This is a genomic window from Kitasatospora sp. NPDC059571, assembly GCF_042735675.1.
Lineage (GTDB): Bacteria > Actinomycetota > Actinomycetes > Streptomycetales > Streptomycetaceae > Kitasatospora.
The window spans coordinates 1-5,875 of sequence record NZ_JBHWBW010000429.1; the positions used below are offsets into that span (position 1 = coordinate 1).

General features: G+C 74.4%; 3 protein-coding genes. 2 read left to right on the forward strand and 1 reads right to left on the reverse strand.

What is annotated here, in order from left to right; genetic code table 11:
- The first annotated feature begins 300 nt into the window (after positions 1–300).
- Positions 301–1,488 carry a glycosyltransferase family 4 protein gene (locus ACFV0G_RS31920; protein WP_380555551.1) on the forward strand — a complete coding sequence of 396 codons (1,188 nt, stop codon included), beginning with the start codon at positions 301–303 and terminating at the stop codon, positions 1,486–1,488.
- Between the two features lie 49 nt (positions 1,489–1,537).
- On the opposite strand, the gene ACFV0G_RS31925 is transcribed toward ACFV0G_RS31920, so the two are convergent.
- Positions 1,538–3,472: a glycoside hydrolase family 15 protein gene (locus ACFV0G_RS31925; protein WP_380555553.1), complete on the reverse strand. Its 1,935-nt coding sequence runs from the start codon at positions 3,470–3,472 to the stop codon at positions 1,538–1,540.
- A gap of 638 nt (positions 3,473–4,110) precedes the next feature.
- Between ACFV0G_RS31925 and ACFV0G_RS31930 the strand changes: the two genes are divergently transcribed.
- A complete protein-coding gene (locus tag ACFV0G_RS31930) occupies positions 4,111–5,787 on the forward strand; it encodes a CTP synthase (protein ID WP_380555555.1) in 1,677 nt (558 codons plus the stop codon).
- The last annotated feature ends 88 nt before the right edge of the window (positions 5,788–5,875 follow it).

Here is a 5,875-nt window from a genome sequence, read left to right on the forward strand (position 1 = left end):
GTTACCACCCCCCCGCCCGCGCCCGGGGGGGCGGGGGGGGGGGGCCCCCCGGGGCCCGGCCCCCCGCGCCGGGGGGGGGGGGGGTGCCGGCGGCGACGCGCCCGCGGACGGTGCCGACTGTCCAAGACCCGGCCGGACCTGGCATGGTGGCGGCTGGACAATGGCTTTCCAGTCCCGAGAGCCGTCCGCGGGACCCGTTCTCCCCGCCCACCGGCGGGCGGGGGCACCACTCGGCCGAACCGGGCCGGGCCGGGGTCCGGCGACGGCACTCGTCACCTGATCGAGTCGGAGCGAGACGACGTGGACCATTCCGCCGCCCAGAGCGCCGCAGCGGCCCATGAAGGACCCGGCCAGCTGCGCGTGGTGCTCGTCCTGTCGACCGGCACCGGGGGGATCGGCGCCCATGTGCGCTCGCTCGCCCAGGGGTTGGTCGCACACGGAGTGGGCGTGACGGTCTGCGCCCCGGAGGCCGCGGACGCCCTGTTCGGCTTCTCCCGCAGCGGGGCGCGCTTCCATGCGGTGGACATCACGGCCACCGCGGGCGCCCGCAGCGACGCCGCCGCGATCGGCGAACTCCGCCGGGCCTTCACCGGATCCGACGTGGTGCACGCCCACGGGCTGCGGGCCGGCCTGCTCTCCGACCTGGCGCTGCGCACCGCGGGCCGCTTCCCGGGCCTTCGCCCGCAGACCCCGCTGGTGGTCACCTCGCACCACGCGATGCTCGCCACCGGCATGGAGCGCCGCCTCCAGCGGCTGATGGAGCGCCGCGTCGCGCGCGCCGCCGACCTGGTGCTGGGCGCCTCTTCGGACCTGGTGGCGCGGGCCCGCGAGCTCGGTGCCACGGACGCCCGGCTCGGCCCGATCGCCGCGCCGCCGTCGCCGCCGGCCGCGGTGCCCCGGGAGACCACCAGGGCCGCACTCCTCGCCCGGGCCGGCGCGGACGGGCCCGACGGGCCGGACCGCCCGGTGGTGCTGGCGATCGGCCGCCTGGTCGCCCAGAAGTCCTTCGGACTGCTGCTGGACGCGGTGGGCCGGCTGGCCGACCTCGACCCGCTGGTGGTGATCGCCGGGGACGGCCCGGAGGCGGGGGCGCTGCGCGACCGGGTCGCCGCCGGGAAGCTCCCGGTCGAGCTGCTCGGCTACCGCACCGACGTGCCCGACCTGCTGGCCGCGGCCGACGTGCTGGTGGTCAGCAGCCGCTGGGAGGCGCGCTCGCTGGTCGTCCAGGAGGCGATGCGGGCCGGCCTGCCCGTGGTGTCGACCTCGGTCGGCGGGGTGCCGGAGCTGGTCGGCGACGCCGCCGTGCTCGTCCCGGCGGGCGACGCCGCCGCGCTCGCCGCGGCCGTCCGCGAGGTGCTGACCGACCGGGACCGCCGGGACGCCCTGGTGGAGGCGGCCCACCAGCAGGCCCGCACCTGGCCGGACGAGGCGGACACCGTCGCCCAGGTGCTCTCCACCTACGACGAACTGGTCCAGCGGGACCGCTGACGGCGGGGGCCGCGCCGGATGCCGGCGCGGCCCGTGGGCCCGGCCACGCTCAGCGCGGCTCGGGCTGCGAGGAGAGGTAGGCCCCGCCGCAGGCGGTGAGCCGCAGCGCGGTGTCGATCAGCGGCACGTGGCTGAACGCCTGCGGGAAGTTGCCGACCTGGCGCTTGGCCCGCGGGTCCCACTCCTCGGCCAGCAGGCCGACGTCGTTGCGCAGCGCCAGCAGCCGGTCGAACAGCTCGCGGGCCTCGGCGACCCGGCCGATGATCGCCAGGTCGTCGGCGAGCCAGAACGAGCACGCCAGGAAGGCGCCCTCGTGGCCGGAGAGGCCGTCCACGTTGGTGCCCTGCTCGTCGTGGGTCGGGTAGCGCAGCACGAAGCCGTCCTCGGTGGACAGCTCGCGCTGGATCGCCTCGATGGTGCCGATCACCCGCTTGTCGTCCGGCGGCAGGAAGCCGACCTGGGGGATGAGCAGCAGCGAGGCGTCGAGCTCGCGGCCGCCGTAGTACTGGGTGAAGGTGTTGCGCTCGGCGTCGTAGCCCCGCTCGCAGACGTCCGTGTGGATCTCCTCGCGCAGCGCCTTCCAGCGCTCCAGCGGGCCCTCGGTACCGGTGTCCTCCAGCAGCCGGATGGTGCGGTCGACGGCGACCCAGGCCATCACCTTGGAGTGCACGAAGTGCCGGCGCGGGCCGCGGACCTCCCAGATGCCCTCGTCGGGCTCGCGCCAGTGCTTCTCCAGGTAGCTGATCAGCTTCAGCTGCAGCTGGTGCGCGTGGTCGTTGCGGACGAGTCCGGTCATGTGGGCCAGGTGCAGCGCCTCGACGACCTCGCCGTAGACGTCCAGCTGGAGCTGGCCCGCGGCGCCGTTGCCGACCCGGACGGGCAGCGAGCCTTCGTAGCCGGGCAGCCAGTCCAGGGTGGACTCGGTGAGCTCGCGCTCGCCGGCGATGCCGTACATGATCTGCAGGTTCTCCGGGTCGCCGGCCACCGCGCGCAGCAGCCACTCGCGCCAGGCGCGGGCCTCCTCGCGGTAGCCGGTGCGCAGCAGCGAGGAGAGGGTGATCGCGGCGTCCCGCAGCCAGGTGTAGCGGTAGTCCCAGTTGCGCTCGCCGCCGATGTCCTCGGGCAGCGAGGTGGTGGGCGCGGCGACGATGCCGCCGGTGGGGGCGTAGGTCAGCGCCTTGAGGGTGATCAGCGAGCGGACCACGGGCTCGCGGTACGGGCCCTGGTAGGTGCACTGGCCGACCCACTCGCGCCAGAACTGCTCGGTGGCCTCCAGCGCGTCCTCCGGGTCCGGCGGGGTCGGCGCGGGCAGGTGGGAGGCCTGCCAGGTCAGCGCGAACGCGATCCGCTCGCCGGCGGCCACCGTGAAGTCGGCGTAGGTGGTGAGGTCGCGGCCGTACGTCTCGGCCTCGCCGTCCAGCCAGACCGAGTCGGGGCCGGCCACCGCGACGGTGCGGTGCCCGCCGTCGGGCTGCTCGACCCGGTGCACCCACGGGACGACCTTGCCGTAGCTGAACCGCATCCGCACCGCCGAGCGCATCCGCACCCGGCCGGCCACGCCCTCGACGATCCGAATCATCTGGGGGACGTCCGGGGTGCCGAGCAGGTGGCGCGGCGGCATGAAGTCGATCACCCGGACGGTGCCGCCCTGGGCGTCCCACTCCTGCTCCAGGATCAGCGAGTCGCCGCGGTAGGTGCGCCGGTCGGCGGGCAGCGCCGGGGCGCTCGCGGTGGGCGGGGGAACCCGCAGCTCGCCGGTGTCGGCCGGGGAGGCGGTGGGGGCCGGTACGGCGGGGGCCGCGCCCACGGGCTCGGCGGGGCCGATCCGCCAGAACCCGTGTTCATCGGTGCCGAGCAGGCCGGCGAAGACCGCCGGCGAGTCGAACCGGGGCAGGCACAGCCAGTCCACCGCTCCGTCCCTGCTGACCAGGGCGGCGGTCTGCATGTCCCCGATGAGTGCGTAGTCCTCGATACGGCCGGCCACGTGGGTCTCCAAGTTCGCGATGTGGCTGCGTCGACGGCTGGGCGCGGCGGACCGGATCCGGTGGGCCGGGGCGCTCTCGAGGTCCGCGGGGCGGGTGGAGGGCTCGTGGGGTGCCCGACGGGGCCGGTGGTGCGGCCCCCGGCCGAAGCCGGTGGGTGTGACGGGGAGGATTCCGGTCGCGCATCGGGGACCGATCGGAGTCGGCCGGACCCCGTCGCCCTCCCGCGTGCTCTGCTGTCGGCGATGCGTCCGTGCAGAATACGTCGCCCGGAGCACCGCGGGCACCCGCAGGCGGCCGCCGGGCCCGTACTCGCACCGAACTGACCAGCCCGGCTGGTCCGTGCGGGGGAGTCGGGGCGGGCCCGGGTGATCCTTCGGGACCATCCGGAGGTGATCCTTCCACCCGCCCGCGGGGCGGGCCGGCCAGCGCGCCGCGCCGGGCGGGACGGCGTCCCCTCCGGTGCGCTGATACCCTGGTATCCCGTGGACTGGTGGGCAGCACAAGCTGAGGGCCACCCCGGATCCGCCGATTCGACGACCCCGCCGGAGCACCGGCGTGCAGCCTCGTCGACGCGGACGAGCGGGAGGCCCGGCCACCGGGAGTCACTCCTCGACACGCGACCCACGGGAGCCCCCTCTTGGCACAGCCCCATTCCGGCAAGTCGGCCAGCGGCCGCGCCGTGACGACCAAGCACCTCTTCGTCACCGGGGGTGTCGCCTCTTCGCTCGGCAAGGGGCTCACCGCCTCCAGCCTGGGCGCCCTGCTCAAGGCCCGCGGCCTGCGCGTGACGATGCAGAAGCTCGACCCGTACCTCAACGTGGACCCGGGCACCATGAACCCGTTCCAGCACGGTGAGGTCTTCGTCACCGACGACGGCGCCGAGACCGACCTGGACATCGGCCACTACGAGCGCTTCCTCGACACCAACCTGCACGGCTCGGCGAACGTCACCACCGGCCAGGTGTACTCGACGGTCATCGCCAAGGAGCGGCGCGGCGAGTACCTGGGCGACACCGTCCAGGTCATCCCGCACATCACCAACGAGATCAAGTCCCGGATCCGCCGGATGGCGACCGAGGACGTCGACGTCGTCATCACCGAGGTCGGCGGCACCGTCGGCGACATCGAGTCGCTGCCGTTCCTGGAGGCCGTCCGCCAGGTCCGCCACGAGGTCGGCCGGGACAACGTCTTCTTCGTGCACGTCTCCCTGCTGCCGTACATCGGCCCCTCCGGCGAGCTCAAGACCAAGCCGACCCAGCACTCGGTCGCCGCGCTGCGCAACATCGGCATCCAGCCCGACGCGATCGTGCTGCGCGCCGACCGCGAGGTGCCGCAGGCCATCAAGCGCAAGATCTCGCTGATGTGCGACGTCGACGAGGAGGCCGTGGTCGCGGCCATCGACGCCAAGTCGATCTACGACATCCCGAAGGTGCTGCACGGCGAGGGCCTGGACGCCTACGTGGTGCGCCGCCTGGACCTGCCGTTCCGCGACGTCGACTGGACCACCTGGGACGACCTGCTGCGCCGCGTCCACGAGCCGCAGCACATCGTCAAGGTCGCCCTGGTCGGCAAGTACATCGACCTGCCCGACGCGTACCTGTCGGTGACCGAGGCGCTGCGCGCCGGCGGCTTCGCCAACAACGCCCGGGTCGAGATCAAGTGGGTCACCTCGGACGACTGCCTGACCCCCGAGGGCGCCCAGGAGCAGCTCGGCGACGTCGACGCGGTCTGCATCCCCGGCGGCTTCGGCGACCGCGGCGTGGACGGCAAGGTCGCCGCGATCACCTACGCCCGCGAGAACCGGATCCCGCTGCTGGGCCTGTGCCTGGGCCTGCAGTGCGTGGTCATCGAGGCCGCCCGCAACCTGGCCGGCCTGCCGGAGGCGAACTCCACCGAGTTCGACCCGGCCGCCGCCCACCCGGTGATCTCGACCATGGCCGAGCAGCTGGCGATCGTCGACGGCAAGGGCGACCTGGGCGGCACCATGCGCCTGGGCCTGTACCCGGCGAAGCTCGCCGAGGGCTCCATCGTCCGCGAGGTGTACGCCGGCGAGCAGTACGTCGAGGAGCGCCACCGCCACCGCTACGAGGTCAACAACTCCTACCGCGCGGACCTGGAGAAGACCGGCCTGGTCTTCTCGGGCCTGTCCCCGAAGGGCGACCTGGTCGAGTACGTCGAGTACCCGCGCGAGGTGCACCCCTACCTGGTCGCCACCCAGGCGCACCCGGAGCTGAAGTCGCGCCCGACCCGCCCGCACCCGCTCTTCGCGGGCCTGGTGGCCGCGGCCATCAAGATCAAGACCGGTGCCCAGTAGGTCGTAGGCGTCGGGTTCCGACCGGACGGCGGGCGTGGGGGGGCCCCGCCCCGCCCCCCGCCGGCGGTTGCGGCGGCGGGGCGGCCGC